Annotated in this window: 17 protein-coding genes and 3 tRNA genes; 10 read left to right on the forward strand and 10 right to left on the reverse strand. The window is 42.6% G+C overall.

Annotation, left to right across the window (positions count from 1 at the left end; genetic code table 11):
* Positions 1–102: 102 nt before the first annotated feature.
* From PSE69_RS09060 to orn, 4 genes are all read right to left on the reverse strand, one after another.
* A tRNA-Gly gene (locus PSE69_RS09060) sits at positions 103–178 on the reverse strand.
* Positions 179–217: 39 nt separating this feature from the next.
* Positions 218–293 (reverse strand) — tRNA-Gly (locus PSE69_RS09065).
* A gap of 40 nt (positions 294–333) precedes the next feature.
* A tRNA-Gly gene (locus PSE69_RS09070) sits at positions 334–409 on the reverse strand.
* Between the two features lie 346 nt (positions 410–755).
* Positions 756–1,298 carry an oligoribonuclease gene (gene orn / locus PSE69_RS09075; RefSeq protein ID WP_014657301.1) on the reverse strand — a complete coding sequence of 181 codons (543 nt, stop codon included), beginning with the start codon at positions 1,296–1,298 and terminating at the stop codon, positions 756–758.
* 117 nt (positions 1,299–1,415) lie between these two features.
* Here orn and rsgA point away from each other — a divergent pair, with 117 nt between their 5' ends.
* The 4 genes from rsgA to PSE69_RS09095 all read left to right on the forward strand — a co-directional run bounded on the left by rsgA (position 1,416) and on the right by PSE69_RS09095 (position 7,335).
* Complete coding sequence (rsgA, locus tag PSE69_RS09080) at positions 1,416–2,468, forward strand: small ribosomal subunit biogenesis GTPase RsgA (protein ID WP_040133385.1); 1,053 nt, start codon at positions 1,416–1,418, stop codon at positions 2,466–2,468.
* A 127-nt stretch (positions 2,469–2,595) separates the two neighbouring features.
* Positions 2,596–3,552 carry an archaetidylserine decarboxylase gene (asd, locus tag PSE69_RS09085; protein WP_004915608.1) on the forward strand — a complete coding sequence of 319 codons (957 nt, stop codon included), beginning with the start codon at positions 2,596–2,598 and terminating at the stop codon, positions 3,550–3,552.
* A 38-nt stretch (positions 3,553–3,590) separates the two neighbouring features.
* A complete protein-coding gene (gene mscM / locus PSE69_RS09090; protein ID WP_040132544.1) occupies positions 3,591–6,932 on the forward strand; it encodes a miniconductance mechanosensitive channel MscM in 3,342 nt (1,113 codons plus the stop codon).
* 70 nt (positions 6,933–7,002) lie between these two features.
* The gene (locus PSE69_RS09095) at positions 7,003–7,335 is read left to right on the forward strand and encodes a hypothetical protein (RefSeq protein WP_004915603.1); all 333 of its coding nucleotides are present in this window, start codon (positions 7,003–7,005) and stop codon (positions 7,333–7,335) included.
* 9 nt (positions 7,336–7,344) lie between these two features.
* On the opposite strand, the gene PSE69_RS09100 is transcribed toward PSE69_RS09095, so the two are convergent.
* The 6 genes from PSE69_RS09100 to pldA form a co-directional block, all read right to left on the reverse strand.
* A complete protein-coding gene (locus PSE69_RS09100; RefSeq protein WP_040132545.1) occupies positions 7,345–8,136 on the reverse strand; it encodes a tetratricopeptide repeat protein in 792 nt (263 codons plus the stop codon).
* 262 nt (positions 8,137–8,398) lie between these two features.
* The gene (locus PSE69_RS09105) at positions 8,399–9,028 is read right to left on the reverse strand and encodes a hypothetical protein (RefSeq protein WP_230088953.1); all 630 of its coding nucleotides are present in this window, start codon (positions 9,026–9,028) and stop codon (positions 8,399–8,401) included.
* A gap of 306 nt (positions 9,029–9,334) precedes the next feature.
* On the reverse strand, positions 9,335–10,141 hold the full coding sequence (yigL, locus tag PSE69_RS09110) for a sugar/pyridoxal phosphate phosphatase YigL (RefSeq protein WP_004915597.1): 807 nt from the start codon (positions 10,139–10,141) through the stop codon (positions 9,335–9,337).
* A gap of 13 nt (positions 10,142–10,154) precedes the next feature.
* Complete coding sequence (pldB, locus tag PSE69_RS09115) at positions 10,155–11,150, reverse strand: lysophospholipase L2 (RefSeq protein ID WP_040132546.1); 996 nt, start codon at positions 11,148–11,150, stop codon at positions 10,155–10,157.
* Between the two features lie 15 nt (positions 11,151–11,165).
* Positions 11,166–12,992: an ATP-dependent DNA helicase RecQ gene (gene recQ, locus PSE69_RS09120; RefSeq protein ID WP_004915592.1), complete on the reverse strand. Its 1,827-nt coding sequence runs from the start codon at positions 12,990–12,992 to the stop codon at positions 11,166–11,168.
* Between the two features lie 129 nt (positions 12,993–13,121).
* Positions 13,122–13,985 carry a phospholipase A gene (gene pldA / locus PSE69_RS09125; protein WP_376738356.1) on the reverse strand — a complete coding sequence of 288 codons (864 nt, stop codon included), beginning with the start codon at positions 13,983–13,985 and terminating at the stop codon, positions 13,122–13,124.
* Positions 13,986–14,171: 186 nt separating this feature from the next.
* Here pldA and PSE69_RS09130 point away from each other — a divergent pair, with 186 nt between their 5' ends.
* From PSE69_RS09130 to prfH, 6 genes are all read left to right on the forward strand, one after another.
* The gene (locus tag PSE69_RS09130; protein WP_014657293.1) at positions 14,172–14,642 is read left to right on the forward strand and encodes a thioesterase family protein; all 471 of its coding nucleotides are present in this window, start codon (positions 14,172–14,174) and stop codon (positions 14,640–14,642) included.
* Between the two features lie 159 nt (positions 14,643–14,801).
* Entirely contained in the window at positions 14,802–15,692 is an 891-nt protein-coding gene (rarD, locus tag PSE69_RS09135; RefSeq protein ID WP_004915578.1) for an EamA family transporter RarD, read from the forward strand.
* 713 nt (positions 15,693–16,405) lie between these two features.
* Entirely contained in the window at positions 16,406–17,758 is a 1,353-nt protein-coding gene (locus PSE69_RS09140) for an APC family permease (protein WP_004915576.1), read from the forward strand.
* A gap of 104 nt (positions 17,759–17,862) precedes the next feature.
* Entirely contained in the window at positions 17,863–19,584 is a 1,722-nt protein-coding gene (locus PSE69_RS09145; protein ID WP_060561490.1) for an amidohydrolase, read from the forward strand.
* A gap of 288 nt (positions 19,585–19,872) precedes the next feature.
* The gene (locus tag PSE69_RS09150; RefSeq protein ID WP_072502700.1) at positions 19,873–21,009 is read left to right on the forward strand and encodes an RNA ligase RtcB family protein; all 1,137 of its coding nucleotides are present in this window, start codon (positions 19,873–19,875) and stop codon (positions 21,007–21,009) included.
* Complete coding sequence (gene prfH, locus PSE69_RS09155; RefSeq protein ID WP_225829670.1) at positions 21,006–21,617, forward strand: peptide chain release factor H; 612 nt, start codon at positions 21,006–21,008, stop codon at positions 21,615–21,617. The genes PSE69_RS09150 and prfH overlap by 4 nt, the downstream gene beginning before the upstream one ends.
* Positions 21,618–21,653 lie beyond the last annotated feature (36 nt).

Below are 21,653 nucleotides of genomic sequence, written 5' to 3' on the forward strand. Positions count from 1 at the left end.
TAAACAGATTCGAACGCAATTCACCTAGTGCATCGAATAGGTGTCTTTTCTTAATGAAAGCAGTTGGATTTTTAACAATAAGAGGTAAGAGACTAAGGATTTTGGAGCGGGAAACGAGACTCGAACTCGCGACCCCGACCTTGGCAAGGTCGTGCTCTACCAACTGAGCTATTCCCGCATTTGGATAGGTAACTACAACTAAAACACTAAGAGAGATTGGAGCGGGAAACGAGACTCGAACTCGCGACCCCGACCTTGGCAAGGTCGTGCTCTACCAACTGAGCTATTCCCGCATACCGAAAATAGTGTTCTAGCTAAAACATTAAGAAAGTTTGGAGCGGGAAACGAGACTCGAACTCGCGACCCCGACCTTGGCAAGGTCGTGCTCTACCAACTGAGCTATTCCCGCAAAATACTTTCTTTTTGCTTTACCGTACTCATGAAAATCTTCATCGGTACGGGGAGCGCATTATACGAGAAATTGCACGGCAGGCAAGCCCCTTAGCTCAATTTTTTCACTTTTTTATTTGTTTGCTGATAAATTGGGCATTGTGATGATTTTATCAGCGTTGCAAGTAAACTTCTGATTTCAATCAGTTAACATTTTTTACTTTTTTCTAAAAACGCATCGCCCAATGACGTCCATGCCATGAAAACCCGAATGCCTGTTACTTATACTTTTAACGCGCTGTGATAAGTTAACCGCTAAAAAAATTGGCCACCTTTTGGTCGCCAATTTCAGTTTTCTGCTTTGATTATTTGATAAAGGTCTCACGGTAATAAGCCAATTCTGCAATAGACTCGCGAATATCATCTAAAGCTTGGTGTGTGCCTTTTTTAGTGAAGCCCGCGAGAATTTCAGGTTTCCAGCGACGAGCTAACTCTTTTAGGGTGCTAACATCAAGGTAACGATAGTGGAAATAGCTTTCTAACTCAGGCATGTAGCGGAATAGAAAACGACGGTCTTGACCAACGCTATTCCCACAGATTGGTGATGCCCCTTTTGGTACCCACTGCTCTAGAAACTCAATCGTCGCTAATTCAGCTTCACGCTCACTGAAAGTACTGCTTTTAACGCGTTCAACCAAGCCGCTTGCTGTATGGGTATTCACATTCCATTCATCCATCAAATCCAATTGTGCTTGTGTTTGATGAACCGCAATGACAGGACCTTGTGCTAAAATATTAAGCTGACTGTCGGTAACGATAGTGGCAATTTCGATAATACGGTCACGCTCAGGATCGAGACCCGTCATTTCTAAATCGATCCAGATTAAATTATTCTCATTCTTTTGCATCATATACCCTAACTTGATCCAATGGAGTTCGTGTATGATAACGCGTTTGAGGTATCGACGCGATCCACTCAAGTTAGTAAACAAGAAAACTCAGCCAACAATATCAAGAGAGGTCAGGTGGCTAAGCAGAAACTGTCAAAAGGCCAACAGCGCCGAGTACAGGCAAATCATCAAAAAAGACTTAAAAAACAAAAAGTCACTGAGATTGATGACAGCCTATTAGGAGAAGCGCAAGAAGGGCTAGTGATCAGCCGATTTGGGCAACATGCTGACATCGAAGCAAGCGATGGCACATTACAGCGTTGTAACTTACGTCGAACTATTTCATCTCTCGTCACAGGAGATCGCGTAGTTTGGCGCCCTGCGTTGAATACACAAGCCGATATCAAAGTTAATGGCATTGTTGAAGCCGTTCACGAACGCCACTCCGTCCTAACACGCCCTGACTATTATGATGGGCTAAAGCCTATTGCTGCAAATATTGACCAAATCGTGGTCGTTTCCTCAATTTTACCCGAGCTATCCCTGAATATTATCGATCGCTATTTAGTGGCTTGCGAAACTTTAGGCATCCAACCCATTATTGTCCTAAACAAAATTGACCTATTAGACCAAGAAAACCGTGAATGGGTCAGCGAATTAATGACTATTTACAGTGATATTGGTTACCAAGTACTGGAAGTTTCTAGCCATACCAACGAAGGAATGGAAGCACTTACTAACGCACTGATCGGCAAAATATCAGTGTTTGTAGGTCAATCTGGCGTTGGCAAGTCCAGTTTACTGAACGCTCTTTTGCCTCATAATGAAGAAACCATTTTAGTCAATGACGTTTCAGATACTTCAGGGCTAGGCCAACACACCACAACGACAGCGCGGTTATATCATTTTCCGTTAGGTGGTGATGTCATTGACTCCCCGGGAGTACGTGAATTCGGCCTATGGCACCTTTCTACGGAACAAGTAACAAAAGGTTTTGTCGAATTTAAAGACTATTTAGGTGGCTGTAAGTTCCGCGATTGTAAGCATTTGGATGATCCCGGTTGTCTACTGCGTGAAGCCACGGAAGAAGGGAAAATCGCCGAATCACGGTTTGAAAATTATCATCGTATTTTGGAGAGCATGGAACAGATTAAGCCTCGTGGGAATTTTACGGGTAAAGATAAGTAGTTTTGGCTTAACGACTGACTAACCAAGTGAGCGAGTACTTACATTTATTTTGGTAGGTGATTCATCAATGGTAAAGATTTTTAAGCCTATCGAAACAAAATAGCCTATTTAAAAAAGCAAAGGTACAATGACTGCCTTTTTGCTAACTGGCCTTTACGAATTTGAGGTTAACGTGCTAGATAAGATTAAAATACGTTTGCAATATATGCTACCAAAACAGGGTCTTACAAGACTTGCCGGCTGGTTCGCCGATAAGAATGCAGGCTTTGTCACTCAATGGGCAATTAAGCTGTTTGCAAAAGCCTATAAAGTGGATATGAGTGAAGCACAAAAAAGCGAGTTCACCGCTTATGCAACGTTTAATGATTTCTTTATTCGGCCGCTAAAAGAAGAAGCGCGCCCATTAGTGACAGGAAAACACCAATTAGCGCAACCGGCTGATGGTGCGGTGAGCCAATTAGGTTCAATTCAAGATGACCAAATCTTTCAAGCCAAAGGTCACCATTATACGGTCGAAGCCTTGCTCGCGGGTAATTATCAGCTAGCTGATAAATTCCGTGGCGGTGAGTTTATCACAACCTATTTATCCCCTAGCGACTATCATCGTGTACATATGCCATGCGATGGGTTATTAACCGAGATGATTTATGTACCGGGTGATTTATTCTCTGTCAACCCATTGACCGCCGCCAATGTTCCCAACCTCTTTGCCCGTAATGAGCGCCTAATTTGTGTGTTTAAAACCGATGTGGGTCTGATGGTGCAAATCTTAGTCGGTGCCACTATCGTTGGTAGCATTGAAACTGTTTGGGGTGGTTGTGTTAACCAACAGCGTGAAGGGGTTATTAAGCGCTGGACCTACCCAGATCAACTGACTGAAGGTGCCGTATTCTTGAAAAAAGGCGAAGAAATGGGTCTCTTTAAGCTAGGTTCAACCGTCATTAACCTGTTTGAACCGAACGCTATTCGTTTTAATGCCTCACTGATCCCCGGCTATGCGACTCGTATGGGAGAGCTACTGGCGGAAACCGTGGCAAATGATACCTCAGTGGATACCGCCGCTGAGCAAATTGAAACCCAGTAATACCTTATATTGTTAATTGCTTGAAGGAGCTCCTGACTGTGCGTTTGATTATCGGTTTTTTTTTCAGCCTGCTAATCGCCTTCTCTGCGGCAGGGGCTTCCAATAGTACGCCAAATGAAGCACTGATTAAGCAAGAGCTTGCTCAGCTCGACCCCAGTAAAAACCCTAAAGATGCGGAAATAGCGCAAGCATTTCAAGGCGCACTTAACTGGATCAGTGAAGCCAATCAGTCGGAAGCTAAAGCCAAGTCTTATCAAGACGCCATCGATAATTTCCCTAAAATTATCAAGGGGCTAAGACAAGAACTACTCAATGAAAGCGATGAGCCAACCAATATTCCAACCAATATCAGCTTGTCTGAGCTTGAACAACAAATTATTCAAGTGAGTAGTCAACTTCTCGATCAAGGAAGAAAGACACAGCAGGAGCAAGATAAAGGTCGGGAAATCAGTGAATCGCTAAGTGCATTACCAAAACAATTATCAGAAGCACGCCGCCTCCTTTCTGAAGCGTCATTTCGCTTACAATCACTAAGCTCTCCTACTACACCATTAGCAGAAGCCCAAACAACCTTAGCTCAAGCCGAAGTGAGTGCTCGCAAAGCTGAGGTTAATGAGCTTGAAATGGCGCAATTATCCGCGAATAACCGCCAAGAAATTTCACGCGTCGCTTTAGAACTGAATAAAAAGCGTTATAACCGGCTGGAGCTTGAATTACAAAAATTACGTGAAGTGCAAAATACGTTGCGCCAGCAAAAAGCGGTATTAGCACTCGAACACACCGAAATGCTTGCAGAACAAGGTGAGTTGACCCCTTTCCTTAAAGATCAAATTGATATTAACCGCAAGCTATCCCAAGAACTGACTGAGCAAGCGGTTCGTATGAACACTATCAGTACGAGCCAAGCAGAAATCTCCTCGGGAATACAAGATGCACGCCAAGCATTGACAACTATCCGCGAGCAAGCGCAGTGGCTTGATGGTTCAAGTACGTTAGGTGAGGCACTTCGTACCCAATTATCACGTTTACCGGAAATTCCTAAAAGCCAGCAGCTTAACCGTGATATGGCAGATTTACGGGTACAACGCCTAAATTATGAAGATATGCTAGACCGGTTATCCAAACTGGATACCGCCACACAAGAGACCGAAAATAATTTAAGCCCAGCACAAGCGCAAGTCTACTCATCATTAATTAAGACGCGTAAAGAGCTGCTAACCGCGCTCATTTCTGGCTTTGATACCGAGATGTTAGAGCTGACAAAATTAAATGTCGCCACTAGCCAACTAACAGACGCATTAAAAGATGTTAAAGATGCGTCACACCGTTATCTGTTTTGGGTTGCCGATGCTCCACCGGTAACACTCCACTATCCTGTTTTATTGATAACAGATATTACTCAGTTGCTCTCTTTAGACACCTTATCGCAGCTCACTGGTGCCTTTAAAGTGATGTTAACAACTCAAGACACCTTCCTATATCTGTTTGGTTCGATCATTTTAGTGATTTTTAGTATTAGCACGCGTAAGCATTATCAAGACTTTCTAGATAGAGCAAGCTTACGCATTGGTAAAGTGACTCAAGACCACTTTTACCTCACCATACGCACGATTTTTTGGTCCATTATTGTGGCGCTACCACTCCCAATGATGTGGTCTGCCATTGGTTATGGCCTGCAAAGTGCTTGGCAATACCCGATGGCGGCGGCAATAGGTTATGGTGTCAGTGCCACAACTCCCGTGCTATGGCTATTTATGATCAGTGAAACATTTTCACGCCCAACGGGTTTATTTATTGCGCACTTTGGTTGGGATAAAGATGCGGTAAAACGTGCGATGCGTTATTACCGGCTCGCGATTTTTGTCATCGTACCTCTGATGATGGCGCTGATCACTTTTGAGCACTACAGTGATAGGGAATTTTCTGCCTCCATCGGTCGCTTCTGCTTCTTGCTACTGTGCTTTGCATTGAGCTTAATGACAAACAATTTGCGCCGCACCCATGTGCCTCTCTACCTTGATAGACATGGTTCAGGGGATAACCTAATCAATAAAGCACTGTGGTGGATGCTGCTGGTTGCACCGATTATCGCTGCATTCTTCTCACTATTAGGCTACTTCTCAACGTCTCAAGCCCTGCTTGGCCGTTTAGAGACCTCTGTCGCGATATGGTTTGTATTATTGATTGTCTACCATGCTATCCGCCGTTGGATGTCAATACAGCGCCGTAAATTAGCCTTTGAACGAGCCAAACAACGTCGTGCAGAAATCTTAGCGCAAAGGGCCAAAGGGGAAGAGGATATTCACCAACCCAATGCGAGTGGCGAAGGGAACATTGATATTGATGAGCAAGTGATTGACCTTGATGCAATCAGCGCGCAATCCGTCGGGTTAGTCCGCTCAATCCTCACGATGATAGCGTTGGTTTCTCTCATTTGGCTCTGGTCTGAACTCCACACTGCATTTTCGTTCCTTGAAAATATTCGTCTGTGGGATGTAACCTCGACAATTAATGGGGTCGATACTGTTCAGCCGATCACTATGGGGTCTATCTTTATCGCCATACTGATCATTATCGTCACGACTCAGTTGGTGCGTAACTTACCTGCACTCCTTGAATTGGCAGTATTGCAGCACTTAGATTTAACCCCTGGTACAGGGTATGCCATCACGACATTAACCAAATACTCATTGACCATCATTGGTACCATCGTTGGTTTCTCAATGCTCGGGATTGATTGGTCAAAATTACAATGGCTGATAGCCGCCATGGGGGTTGGTTTAGGTTTCGGCTTACAAGAGATTTTTGCCAATATTATTTCTGGGTTGATGATCTTATTTGAAAAACCAATTCGAATTGGCGATACCGTGACGATCCGTAATCTGACAGGGAGTATTACAAAGATTAATACTCGAGCCACAACCTTAACAGATTGGGATAGAAAAGAGATTATTGTGCCTAATAAGGCCTTTATTACTGAGCAATTTATTAACTGGTCCTTATCTGACACGATCACGCGTATCGTGATGACGATCCCTGCTCCTGCCGATGCAGATAGCCAGCAAGTGACCTCTATCATACTCAGTGCGGCCGAGCGTTCCACGATGATACTTGATAACCCGAACCCAGAGGTTTATTTAGTTGATTTACAACAAGGCATTCAAATCTTTGAATTGCGTGTTTATGCTGCTGAGATGGGGCATCGGTTACCTGCACGTCATGAAATCCATCAAAACATACTGGCAGCATTTGCAGAGCAAGGCATTACCTTGCCATTCCCACCATTCCAAGCTCGAGTGGACATACGGGAGAATGCACTGCAAAGCGCAACAAACAACCTCTCTGGTCGCAACCCTCCGCGTAAATCCGGGGAGTTATAATGGCGATATTCAAGGTTAGCGGCCATCAAGCCGTTGGCCTTAATACTCAATCGATGATTAAGGTAGAAAAATGAAAGCGCCCATTGAACCACAAGATGAACTGACTTTATTGCGAGTCTCTCAACTTGAGAAGATCGGCTCCATTCTGTTTTTTCTTATTCCACTCATCATCTTACTGGTGGTAGGTAAATCATTTGCAGTCAACATCCTGTATTTATGGCAAGTGCTGACCCTGTTATATATTGTGGCGTTTCGTATTTTGGTGAGTAAAGTATCAAATAAGCAACTACAGTTGGATGTGCGTCGGGGATGGGGATATAACCGTTTTTACCGTATGAGCTGGGCCTATCTTGTATTATCCGTGATCATTATGGTGGGATATCGGATCATATCCCACGAATGATCAGATCATTCAACCTGCTTTAAATCCATAGGATTGAATATAGTTCTCTGCTAATTTTTGCGCTTGCTTTAATTCGCTTTCGCTTAATTGCTCTGCGACTTTACTTTGCAGCCGATGGCTCTCTTTATTACCGCTATACACCGCGGTGGTTAGCCAAGCATAAGATTGCTGAAGGTTTTTCTTTACACCTTTCCCTTCAGAGTACATGACCCCTAAACGATCTTGTGCTTTTGCATCGCGCTGCTTCGCAGCTTTGCGGAACCAAAACACCGCTTTTTCATTATCGAGATCAACACCACTGCCGATAGAATACATTTGGCCAATATGGAATTGGGCAATCACGTTGCCCCCTTGTGCGGCCTTTCTGAACCAATAAGCTGCCTTTTCGAGATCTTGAGCGACACCAAGGCCTTGAGCATACATCATCGCCATATTGGTTTCTGCCCGTGTATCATTCTGTTTAGCCGCTTGTTGATACCAAAGCATCGCTTTATCGTAGTCTCGACGAACGCCAAAGCCGTTCACATACATTGTTCCTAATTGGAATTGAGCGTCTGCATTGCCTTGATCACCCGCCTTGATAAACCATTCGGCAGCGATTTTAGAATCTTGAGAAACGCCATTACCTTTAAAATAGCGTTGACCGAGAAGATATTGTGCGGTTGGATCACCTTTTTGTGCTAATTGCGTAATTTGCTCTATTGTCTGTTGTGAAGGTGCCGATTTTATCGGGGGAGTAGCCAGTAATAATGAACTATAGCAAACAGAGCCCAACAATAGCGCTAACGCAATTTTTTTCATCCTAAACAACCCTCAACAGTGCAAATTACCGACTGCGAAAACAGTGTGATCCATTATTATCGGCAAACTGCTGCTAAGCTATAGCCTAAACACACTGCCGACTCGTTGATAGTTTAATGCCACTTGCATACAGAAAGAATAGGAAAATTGACTTTATTGCAAATTCAGCATCTTTTTTTAAGTTTGTTGTATAAAATGAGATATTTCCTGATCCAAGTAAGGTGTCGGCAACACCTTACTTTCGTTATGGTAAGACACACGCTTACGGTTTAGCATGGCACAATTGATTGGGTAAAAAAGCATCGAGAGAGTTGTCTCGAAATACTGGTATTTCGCTTTCTGCTGGAGGGAGCGCACTAATATGGCTTGATAGCAATAACTCATCGGCTCTCTCTTGTATTCTCCGGTATAACACAATGTCTCGAGGCAGCTCCCCAGTTAACCGAAATACATTCAATGTTTCTTTAATCGGCTCAAGGTCACTATTAATCCCTTGTAGGTCATATTGAAGATAACCTCTCACTTCAATTAACTGCTGCATTTCCTCAATAATTTGACGGTATGAACCATAATAAGAATGACTAATGCGGCTTAATTCATCGTTAACTTTATCGAAAAATTCCTGTGATACTATAAAGCTATTTAGCATTTCAATATCATTATCAAATTGAGTGGCTTGATATAACGCTGGCCCAACATTAATTTTGCTAATTTCATCGAGTATATTTTTATATATTATTTGTTTTTCTAAAATCAATCCAAATAATTCCTTGTTATTTTCCAAATCAGATTTTAGATTATTTAATATACTGAAAATAAATTGAAAATCACCTTCGTTAACCTCATTATCTATTGAGTTAAAACTCATTTTAGCTGATTGATTTAATTGCAATATCCTCTCTTCATACAGCTTTATTGAACGATGGGCGAGACTTATTTTGTCTAGGAGCTTTCCACTCTGACGTCGATATCCATACACATTCCCTCTATTTTCAAGCCTAGATAAACAATATTATTTTAATATTAATAGCATAGCTTAAACTAACTTAATTTAGAGTTAAAATTTATATTTCACATATAAACGCTGTTTTTATTTAATATTTAAATAGCTAAGCAGTAGGTGAATGAATAGATTTGCGATAATAAAATAGAGGTCGTTTTATCGACCTCTATTTTCGGATAACATTTAATTTTTACATTATGCTAAATAGAGCTTTCTTAAATAACGCGCTACCGCATCATCGGCATTAGAGCCAATGACCTCAAGTTGAGGTAATTCATCTTTAAGCATCTGGTGAGCATTTTCCATAATGCAACCTTTCCCTGACAAGGTCAGCATTTCTTTATCGTTCATACCATCACCAAAGGCGATACAGTCATGCACTTGATAACCTTGAAGTGCCGCAACTTGTTGCAGGGCTTCCCCTTTAGAAACCACACCAGCCATGACCTCTAAGCAACTACGTAGTGAAAAAGTCACATTAACACGATCTTGCCAACGTTCACGGATGCGATTTTGTAAATCTACCAACATATCGTGATCTTCACTGGTGTAATAGACTTTACAAACATCTGAAGTATCAAAGTTATGGCGATCAAATAGCGTGTACTGAAATACCGATTCTTTAAAGAACTCTTTCTGTTCGGGGCTTTCACGGTTAATAAACCAGTCATCCCCCCCGTAATAGTTGGTCACCAAATCAGGGTGATCAAACTCCATCAAGCACAACTCATGAGCAATTTCAGGATCAACATTATGCTTAAAGATCAATTCACCTTTTGTATTGTGTACCCGTGCACCATTCGACGTGATCATATAGGCATCAATACCTAAACCATCTCTAATTTGTGCAACATCCACATGGTGACGACCCGTCGCAAACACAAAATGGATATCTTGTGTTTCTACTAATTGTTTCAGTGTTTCCTTGGTGAAAGCGGTTAAATCATGATTAGGAGATAAAAGAGTACCGTCCAAATCAGAAGCAACAACAGGATATTTCATAAATCATTCCTAGCTAATACTGCTCAAAAAAATCACAGATAACATTAAGCGCCATCGCTCTTAATGCATCCACTTCAAACAGGATTTCGTGGTGTGCCCCTTCAATCACGAGGGGTAATTTTTCTTCTCTTCCTGTCTGTGCTTTTTGCCGACTTTGACAAAAAGCCTGTAGCTCTCGATTGCTGACCACTTTATCTTCACTTGCTTCTAACACCAACAGTGGTACATCAATTTCTCCCGCCCGGGCAATTAGCTCATCGCCAATTGCAAAACTTTCTTTTAACCAATGATAGGTAGGGCCACCTAGCCGCAATTCGGGATAATCCGCATAATAGCGGAGATAACGCCGGTAACGTTCCTGACTGTGAGTCAACACATTGATCAAATAAGGCAACGGCTGCCATTTCCCCGTTGAAATCGCATAGTCATTACGCACACTGCGGTGTAGCTCCGCCCGATCAACAATAAAGCTCGCTAACCAGTGTGGGATCGGTAAATTAATCCCAATCATAGGGGCGCAAAACGCCGCTGCATCAAAGGTGACATTATCCCGTAATAAATAGCCGCCGAGGATCGCACTCCCCATTGAGTGGGCTAATGCATAACATTTGAGATAATGCCGACATTGCACTTCAAGTTCAACAAACTTTGCAAAATCATCAATATAGTCAGTAAACTTTTCAACGTGGCCTTTTTGTGGATCATCCAACATACGTCCGGAGCGCCCCTGCCCTCGATGGTCAATAATAAAGACATCGAAACCGAGGTGATAGAAGTCATAGGCAACTTCTGGGTATTTCATATAGCTTTCGCTACGACCAGGGGAGATAACAACGGCTTTATTATTTAGGGAATGGGTAAAACGAACATAGCGAATAGGAACATCATCGACCCCTAGAAATTCGGCTTCTTCTCTGCGCAACCAAAAGTCTAAAAGTGGACCGTTAGCAAATGCAGAAAATTGAGTTTCTCGGTTTAACCAATTTTCTTTCAGCTTTTCTGGGGTCATATGTATATCCTTTCGTCATTCGTAACCTTCAAGATGGTCCCTAATCAATGTCATAAAAGCATCACCAAAGCGTTCAAGCTTTTTCTCCCCCACACCATTAATTAACAACAATTCTGAAGGGGAAGCCGGACAATGCTCAGCCATCTCAATCAGGGTTGCATCATTAAACACAACGAATGGAGGAATATTCTCTTCGTCTGCTATAGATTTACGCAATTTGCGCAACTTAGCAAATAACTTCTTATCATAGTTTCCTCGATAAACTTTGCTTTGCTGATTACGGCTTTTTGCCACCAAAACACGAGGAACAGCAAGTTGCAAAGCGGATTCGCCGCGTAATATCGGCCGAGCCGCTTCCGTTAATTGCAACGCTGAAAAATGCGTAATATTTTGTGTGATCATCCCAAGATGGATCAACTGGCGGATAACGCTGACCCAATGCTCATGGGATTGATCTTTACCGATGCCATATACCGGTAATTTATCATGGCCTAGCTCGCGGATGCGCTGATTGTTTGCCCCGCGCAAGACCTCAACAATATAACCAATACCAAAACGCTGACCAACACGGTAAATACAAGATAGCGCTTTTTGGGCATCCACTAGCCCATCATACTGTTTTGGCGGGTCTAAACAGATATCACAATTGCCACACGGCGCTTGCCTATTTTCACCAAAATAATTGAGCAGCACTAATCGGCGGCAAGTTTGAGCCTCCGCAAATGCAGCTATCGCATTCAACTTATGGCGCTCAATATCCTGCTGCAAGCCAGCGGGTTTCTCTTCAAGACAGCGGCGTAGCCATGCCATATCCGCAGGGTCATAAAATAGTACGGCTTCCGCTTCAACCCCATCGCGACCTGCTCGCCCTGTTTCTTGATAATAGGCCTCGATATTGCGAGGGATATCAAAATGCGCCACAAAGCGCACATTGGACTTGTTGATCCCCATACCAAAAGCCACTGTTGCCACAACAATTTGTAGGTTATCTTTTAAAAAAGCATCTTGTACCCACTCTCGTTGTTGGTTATCTAACCCTGCATGATAAGCTGCAACGCTTAACCCACGTTTTTGCAGACGCTCTGCCGTTTCTTCCACTTTGCTGCGGCTATTGCAATAGACAATACCCGCTTTACCTTTTTGTGCTTTGATAAAGAACCAAAGCTGATCAAGCGGTTTATATTTTTCGACTAAGGTATAGCGGATATTGGGTCTATCAAAACTGCTGATTTGTATCAAAGGGTCATGTAAGGCCAATAAACGTACGATATCGGCTCGTGTCGTTTCATCTGCTGTTGCCGTTAATGCCATGATAGGAACATCAGGGAAGTGCTGCCGTAACTGACCAATGGCGCGATACTCAGGACGAAAATCATGCCCCCATTGCGAAACACAGTGTGCTTCATCCACCGCCAATAAACTGATATTCCAACTACTCAGCTGGCTAAGAAAATAGTCAGTTAATAACCTTTCGGGCGCAACATACAGCAACTTGATGGCGCCTTGGGCGCATAAGGCCATCACGTCTCGCTGCTCTTGAGCGGTTTGAGAGGAGTTTAAACAAGCTGCTTTGATACCATGAAGGCGTAATTGGTCGACCTGATCTTTCATTAGGGAGATCAAAGGCGATACCACCAGCGTTACCCCCTCTTTAACCAGAGCAGGAACTTGATAACATAGCGATTTACCGCCCCCAGTTGGCATAAGCACCAAACAATCGCGGTTATCGAGTATGGCACGAATAACAGCTTCCTGCCCAGGGCGGAAAGACTGATAACCAAAAGTATTATTGAGTATACTTTCAGCCAGTGAAAACTGGGAGATCACTTCAGCTGTAGACACGCGGATCCTCAAATGACAAACTGATAGCTGCTCAATAGAGCAGCATCTAAATAGCGGGTTAGCACTCGGTGTTTTTCAAGGTATCACTTGAAATAGAGTTGCAATATGCTAGCAAATAAGCGCTAATGACTAAAGCATATCATTTAGCATCACACCGATACCAAAACGTGTTTGTCGGTAATCATAATCAATCATCGATTCGCCATAGCCACTAAACAACTGGGTATATAATCGCACATGTTTGGTAATGGGATAGCTCCAACCCAATTCCGCGGCACCATAACCACTGTTCCAGTTGTAACGCCCTGTCGCGGTAATCACACTATCACCTAGAGCATAACCCACTTTTAGTCGATAGTAGCCCATGTATTTGGTGATATCTTTATTATCATCGCTGCCTTCACTCTCATGAATGCGATACCACGGTTTTAAATCAACTTGCCAATTGCCATTTTGTGCCATGGCCCGCGCATAAATGCGGTTCCAGCTGCGAGAGGTTGGCTCTGAGCGACCGTTCGACTCGTGGTTAAAGCCTGTTTCCAGCTCTCGTAATGTCCAACCTCCCCATTGATAATCTGTTGCCCAACCAATAAATAGCTGAGGTTCATAATTGGTTTCGCGAAATGGTGAAGACTCTTTTTTATTACTTAATTGCCACCAAGAACGCTGAGTATATGACGCCGCTAATACGGAGTTTTCCCCCGCAATCCCGCGCCATAAAGGGAAACCTAGACTAATCTGAAACTTTACTTCATCGCGCAATGCATCTTTACCCCAATCATAGCTTTTTATCGCCTCTTTATTCATAGATGAGGTATAGGTATAAATAATGTAATTGGATTCATAAGGGTAAAGTACAAAAGGACTCTCGTAATTTTGTAATAACCCAGAAATAATGCTGCCTCTAATTGGCGTTTTCTCTGTTGTATCTACGGAAGTTAATGTATCTGTATTTTCTGCGGCGAATAATGATACAGACCAAAAACAGAGCACAGTACCAACTAATTTGTGAAAAACGCGCATTCTGTTATTCCTATTCTGAAAAAATCCCAAAAAAGTTTATCTCATTTTACACACAAAATCTGACAACTGCTGAAAGATTATTCGTTCATTTCATAGAGACATATTTTATACATAGTGATAACTTATTATTCACATATTTTTTAAAGGATGAATAAGATGAATGACCGTACTTATACATTAGAAGAAGCAAGTAAGCTCATGAGTGATGCGTTTATCTATAAAATGCCTTTTAATCAGCTTTTGGGAATACAATTGGCTCAGATAAATGATGATTTTGTCCAACTAACAATTAAGAATCGTCCAGAATTGATTGGTAATTTTACACAAAACATTCTTCACGGTGGTGTCATTGCATCAATATTAGATGTCGCTGGTGGCATGGTATGTATTAACCGTATTCTCCAACGGATCACACCATTAGTGCATCAAGATATTGTCGATAAAATGTCAAAAATGGGCACCATTGATCTACGAGTTGATTATTTACGTCCTGGTCGAGGTGAAGTGTTTACTGCAAGCGCCAGTTTATTACGCGATGGCAATAAAATTGCAGTGACGCGTTGCGAACTACATAACGAACGTAATCAGCATATCGCAACAGCCACGGCCACTTATCTCATTGGATGAAACGAGAAAGTAAAAAATTAGTTACTTACTCAACTAATAACTTGTAAAAAAACTCGAGCAATGTCACATTAATAAGGTCATAAATCGAGCCGATATTTTCTAAGGCTCGATATCTCAATCGACTTACTTTTAGCCGTTTATTCAAATTCAGAGCCAATAATGAGCCAACAAAATACCATCAAAGGCGTGTTATGTGCCTTGGGCGCTTATTTAATTTGGGGCGTCGCACCTATTTATTTTAAAACCATCCAAGAGGTGCCGGCAGAAGAGATACTGACTCATCGTATTATCTGGTCATTTTTCTTTATGTTGGTTTTATTAACTGCAACAAAACACTGGAGCTATATGCGCCAAGTGTTAAAGCAGCCTAAAAAAATCCTTATATTAGGCGTCACCGCGGTGACTATCGCTTCCAACTGGCTAATTTATATTTGGGCCGTTAACCATGGATATATGTTGCAAGCTAGCCTAGGCTACTTTATTAACCCTCTGGTGAACGTTTTATTTGGAATGCTATTTCTGCAAGAGCGCTTTCGACGCATGCAGTGGGTCGCGGTTATTTTAGCCTTAACGGGTGTTCTTATTCAGTTATGGCAATTTGGCTCCGTTCCGGTTATCGGACTTAGCCTCGCCGTGACTTTTGCAACCTACGGTTTATTACGGAAAAAACTTGGAGTTGATGCCCAAACGGGAATGACATTTGAAACCCTGTGGTTACTCCCAGTGGGCGTTATTTTCTTGCTGTTCTTTGCCGATAGCCCAACCAGCAACATGGCAATGAATGATTGGCACTTAAATGTGTTATTAATCCTTGCTGGTGTTATCACAACCGTGCCATTGTTGCTATTTACTGAAGCAGCTAACCACCTTCGCTTGTCGACACTGGGCTTTTTCCAATATTTAGGGCCAACTATTATGTTTTTACTCGCGGTATTTATCTACGGCGAAAAAATGACATCAGAGCTACTCGTGACATTTGGCTTTATTTGGGTCGCATTAATTTTATTTACCTTGGATGCACTTTACACACAACAAAGGTTAAGAAAGTAATTCCTGCAAATTGCCTATATAAAGGCAAAGTCCAAAACACTGACCTTTATTTATTTATGAATAAAAGGTCAGTGTTTCATTTTATGGAACTGAATGAGTTAATTTATTTTAAGCATAATAGACAATATGCTAATTCATCGCGTTTATCTAAATGTTAACTCAACCTAAATATATTAAAAAAAGCCCATTTATTATTAAAATAAGCCATAACTCTCGACAATATAAAACACTCACCTTTCAGTAGAACCCACTTTTACGCACAAAAGAAAAACCCATAAAATCAAAGTGTTGAATGATAATCCAATAGGGTTGCGTTACGCTTAAAACAGGCTATTATTAAATTTATCTAAAATTAAATTCCGGTTTATCTCTAAATTAAAACCAACTCTTTGAAAAAAAGTCATTTTTTATTTTTTAATAATTAATCATTGCGTTAAAGGAACATCGACTCTATATTGTACGCCGCTTGTATTCACCCCAGCGGATGGTGATGGTCCGATTCATCACTGACGTTTCATTAAAGTGCGCACGATGACATGTAATTTATTTATGTCCTGGTGCGAGGTTTTCTGAAATTGAATACAGGTCCGCTCTAAAAAAATTTTTTAAATACAATAGTGTAGTCAGTTTATATGGCTGCATTTTAGGTTCACTCCGCCTGTGTATTCAGAAAGAGTTGATAGTTGTTAAGGGCTTTTGGGAAGGGCTTAAAAATGCAACAGAATACCGTTCAAATGAAACGTGTACTGACCACGCCTGCGCTCATTTTCTTTGGGCTGGCTTATATGGTGCCACTCGGGATTTTCACTACCTATGGACAAGTGACAGTATTAAGTGAAGGCCATTTGCCTATCGCTTATCTTGTGACATTGGCTGCCGTTCTCTTTACTGCCATGAGCTATTGCCGTATGACGAGTGCGCTACCTCTTTCGGGTTCCGCATACTCTTATGTGCAAAAAACATTTGGCGGAACATTGGGTTTCCTAGTCGGTTGGGCGCAATTACTCGATTATTTATTTTTGCCGATTATTAACTATATTGCGATTGGGATCTTCGTGCATGAAGCTTTCCCTAATATTCCAATGCCAGTCATTATCTGCACCACGATTGCCGTTGTCAGCATCATGAATATTTTAGGGATCAAACTCGTCTCTTCAATGAATATGCTGATTATTAGCATGCAAATTGTCTTTATCGCCGTATTCTTGTTCTTGAGCTTTAAGACTAATTTTGTGCTAGATACAGACGCACTACTCGCACCGATTACGCTAACGGCAGATCAAATGCCTGGATTATTCGCGGGTGCTGCCGTGCTATGTTTGGCCTTCTTAGGTTTCGATGCCATTTCAACCATGGCAGAAGAAACAAAAGATGCGCGTAGCACATTACCAAAAGCGATTATTTATACCGTTTTTATTGCGGGTGCGCTGTTTATCATCATCTCTTACAGCGCCCATTTGAGTTATCCATTATGGCAAGACTTTATTCCAAATACCGATATTGCTAGCCTCGCGGTCATGGAAAAAGTCGGCGGCGCAATGATGGCATCTAGCTTTATTACCGCTTATGTCATTGGTGTCTTTGCCTCAGCCATGACATCACAAGCCAGCATTGTGCGTATTTTCTATGCGATGGGGCGTGATGGCGTCTTGCCACGCTCAGTTTTTGCGTACCTGCATCCCAAACTGAATACCCCTGTGTATTCAATCATTTTTGTTGCCATCGCATCACTGCTTTCGCTGGTGCTTTCGCTCAGCATGGTAGCTTCAATGATTAGCTTCGGTGCACTGATTGCATTTACCTTTGTGAACTTGTCCGTGATTAAACACTTCTATATCGATCGCAAAGAAGCGCTTGATGGTAAAAAATTTATCACTTGCCTGATTATGCCGTCGATTGGTGTCATACTCACCCTATGGTTATGGACAAGCCTAGATAAAGAGGCCTTTACTGTGGGCCTGTGCTGGCTAGCGGCTGGTGCATTTTATCTCACATTGCTCACACATGGTTTCAGACGTCGTCCACCCGCAATTTCGGACGATGAGACCAATATGATCATCAATTAGTACCTATACTTTAGTACACGTATGATAATAATGGGGATGCATAATTTCCCCATTATTTTTGTTCCTGCCCATACCGATAGGGCCCTGATAAAGACTGGTTAGAAATGAATAATAAAGTTGCAGATGTCATTTATTTCAACGGTTATATCTACACCGCAGACAAGCAAAACAGTGTTGTAGATGCCATTGCCGTACAAGATGGCTACATTATCGCAAGTGGTACTTCAGAGGAATTACACCAATACGTTGGGCCGGAAACTGAGAGTATCGATTTAGAAGGCAAAATGATGATGCCCGGCATCATCGATGGCCATATGCACCCATTTTGGGGTGGGATCCAGCTATTTGGCTGCCACCTCAACTACGAGTCGCTAACGATTGAGCAGATACTACAACGTGTCCAAGATCATTTAGATAAAGACCCGCGTACCGGGGAAAATGATTGGCTAAAAGTCACAGCTTGGCTACGCCAAGGTATGCTACCGGCAGGTATTGATATGTACCGCGAGGACATGGACAAACTGAAAACCAATCGCCCTGTGGTGCTGTTTTCCAATGACTGCCATACACTGCTAGCAAATAGCCGTGCTTTAGCATTGTTTGGTATTACCAAAGACACCCCTGAGCCACCCGATGGTAAAATTGGTAAACATGCTAACGGCGAACTAAATGGGATTTTAGAAGATGCACCGGCGATGCGTGCAGCAGACAGCATCCCATCAATTCGCGATGACCAAGCCATTGAAGTTGCTGAACTGGTACAAAAAGTGTTAAACCAGCAAGGTGTAACCACCGTAATGGATGCCCGTGTTTCTGAGCAGCAATTAGAAGCCTTTGCTGAACTACAACGTCGCGAAGAGCTGACCGTTCGCTTTCAAGCTGCCCGCGAGATCACGCCAGATGAAACTCCGGATGTCGCCTCAGTTGCAGCCGCTGTCGATAAAGCTGTCGCTTTCGCTAAAAAATGGCACCAAGCTGATTGGACGCCAGCGCCGGGGATCGGCCTGCGAAATATCAAAATGTTTGTCGATGGTGTGATGCAGTTCCCAACAATGACGGCTTCACTGTTACAGCCTTATCGCATCAATATCGGCACCGATGAAGCTCCAAACTGGGTTGAAACAGATAACTATGGCGATTTGTATTTTACTGCTGAAATTCTTGATGAATTGATGGAAAAGATTGCGGCGGCAGGTTATGACCCACATCTACATACAGTCGGTGAAGGTGCCGTTTCTATTGTGCTTGATGCCATCGAAAAAATGCGTGCAGCCCATCCAGAAAAAGATATTCGCCCAGGCCTTGCTCACAATGAATTGGTTCATCCAAAAGATTATGAGCGATTTGCACGCCTCAAAACGATCGCTTGTCTTTCATTCCAGTGGGCTGCGCCAACCCCTGAATTAGCCGCTTTTGAGCGTAACATGCTCGGTGAAGAGCGTTTTGAACAATTAGAGCCTATCGCGAAGTTTATCGATGCGGGTGCTGTGGTCGCCTTTGGTAGTGACTGGCCGATTGATGATTTTGACGAATGGTATGATTTAAAAGTCGCAGCCACTCGCCGTGGACGTGATATCAATGGTAAACCAGCCCCTCGCTTGGATAATGACCGTGATATGACGGTCATTGAAGTCCTTCGTTCAGCCACGATTGACTCTGCCTATGCTCAACACAGAGAAGATGTGATTGGATCGCTTGAAGTGGGTAAATTTGCAGACATGATCGTGCTCGATCGTAACGTATTTCAGATCCCAGCCGATGATATTGAAAATGTGAAGGTATTACGTACGATTATTGGCGGTAAGACCGTCCATATCGCGCAGTAACTTGATATCTAAGCTCAATAATTAAACGGCTTACCGTCTTTCTGTAAGCCGTTCTACAAAGCGTAAACAATTCTTAATCAGCAACACTCTTGTGAAAACCGCTTGCAATCCCCCATCCCTGTCGTTATTATCCGCTCGTTTTTTACCATCTCACACACTGCAAGGAGGAACATCATGACAACAATTCATCACACTCTTTGCGGGCGTACTCAGAAATAGTCTCTCTATCTCTCCAGTTCTTGCCTGCTAAATCACCTTATTTTTTCCTTAAAAATGAGTTAATGACTTATGGGCAATATTATTCATTCTGTCAGCGAACACGTCAGTTATATCGCGACAGAAAATACTTGGATTGAAAGTAAAGCAATCCAACAGTTACAAACAACCGCAGCGCTCCCTAATATGGTTTCCGTGGTAGGCATGCCAGATCTACATCCTGGTCGTGGTTACCCAATTGGTGCGGCATTTTTCTCAACACAACGTTTCTATCCTGCATTGGTCGGTAATGATATTGGCTGTGGAATGAGTTTATTTCAGACCGATATCAAGACCACGAAGTTAAACTTGGATAAGTTTGAAAAACAGTTATCCACAATGCCGGATAGCGCCCCCTTAGAATGGCTCGATGAGCATGTTCCTCATGAAATGAAATCCCATCATTTTATGTCCTCACTCGGCTCGATTGGCGGCGGTAATCACTTTGCTGAATTTCAAATCATCGACAAAATATTTAACGATGAGTCGATTGCACAAAGCGGTTTAAATAAAAAGTGTGCATTACTGCTTGTGCACAGTGGATCCCGAGGATTAGGGCAATCCATATTACGTCAACATGTTGAAAATCATAGCCATAATGGCCTTGAAGAGCATTCAAATGACGCGAAAGCCTATTTAGAAGCTCACCAACATGCATTATCTTTTGCCGAACTAAACCGCCAATTAATTGGCTTACGCATGTTGCAGCAGGTCAAGGCAAAGGGGGAAATGGCCCTTGATGTTAATCATAACTTGGTTGAACCTTGCACGATTAACGGCATACAAGGTTGGCTCCATCGCAAGGGAGCAACCCCTTCTGACAAAGGCATGGTCATTATTCCTGGGTCACGTGGCGATTTCAGTTACTTAGTTCTGCCTCATGCAAGTGAGGTGAGCTTAAATTCACTCGCTCACGGTGCTGGCCGCAAATGGATGCGTACTGAGTGTAAGGGGCGGTTGTCTCACCGCTATACTCCATTACAGCTATCGCGTACTGCATTAGGTAGCCGAGTCATCTGTGCTAATAAACAATTGATCTATGAGGAAGCTCCACAATCCTATAAGTCGATTGAAACCGTGATTGAAAGTATGGTGGGAGCAGGGTTAATTGAGGTTATCGCACGTTTACGCCCCTTACTCACCTACAAAACCAGTGGGGAGTGTGCATAATGTTATTACAATTTTCTTCTGCACAAGGCCCCGAGGAGTGCTGTATCGCTGTTGAAAAAGCACTGGCTTGCTTTTTTATTGAGGCTAAAAAACGTGAAGTCATGGTCAATACGCTCGAAACGGTTGCATCAAAACATGGCTTAAAATCTGCTTTGGTCGCTTTAGAAGGGCATGGTGCTGAGGAGCTAGCTCAGTTATGGTCTGGGACAATACAGTGGCAGTGTCAAAGCCCCTTAAGGCCAAAACATAAACGGAAAAATTGGTTTATTAATGTGATCCGCTTTTCGCCGATTCAAACCATTGAAGAGAGTGATATCGAGTTTGAATTTATAAAAGCTCAAGGTCCTGGCGGGCAGCATGTTAATAAAACCTGCTCCGCGGTAAGAGCAAAACATCTTGCAACAGGGATCAGTGTCAAAGTGCAATCTGAGCGTAGTCAGCATGCCAATAAAAAATTAGCTAAGCAGCTTATTTATTGGCGCTTAAATGAATACCAAGATCAGCAAGCATCGGCATTAAATAAACAACGACATAATGCGCATTATCAAATAGAAAGAGGAAATGCGAACATTATCTTTTCTGGACAAGCATTTAAACGAATTAATTAATTCATTTACAGCCCACCTCCGTAAGGAGGTGGCATT

Origin of the sequence: Providencia sp. PROV122 (assembly GCF_028482365.1) — a bacterium.
Classification (GTDB): Bacteria; Pseudomonadota; Gammaproteobacteria; order Enterobacterales; family Enterobacteriaceae; genus Providencia; species Providencia stuartii.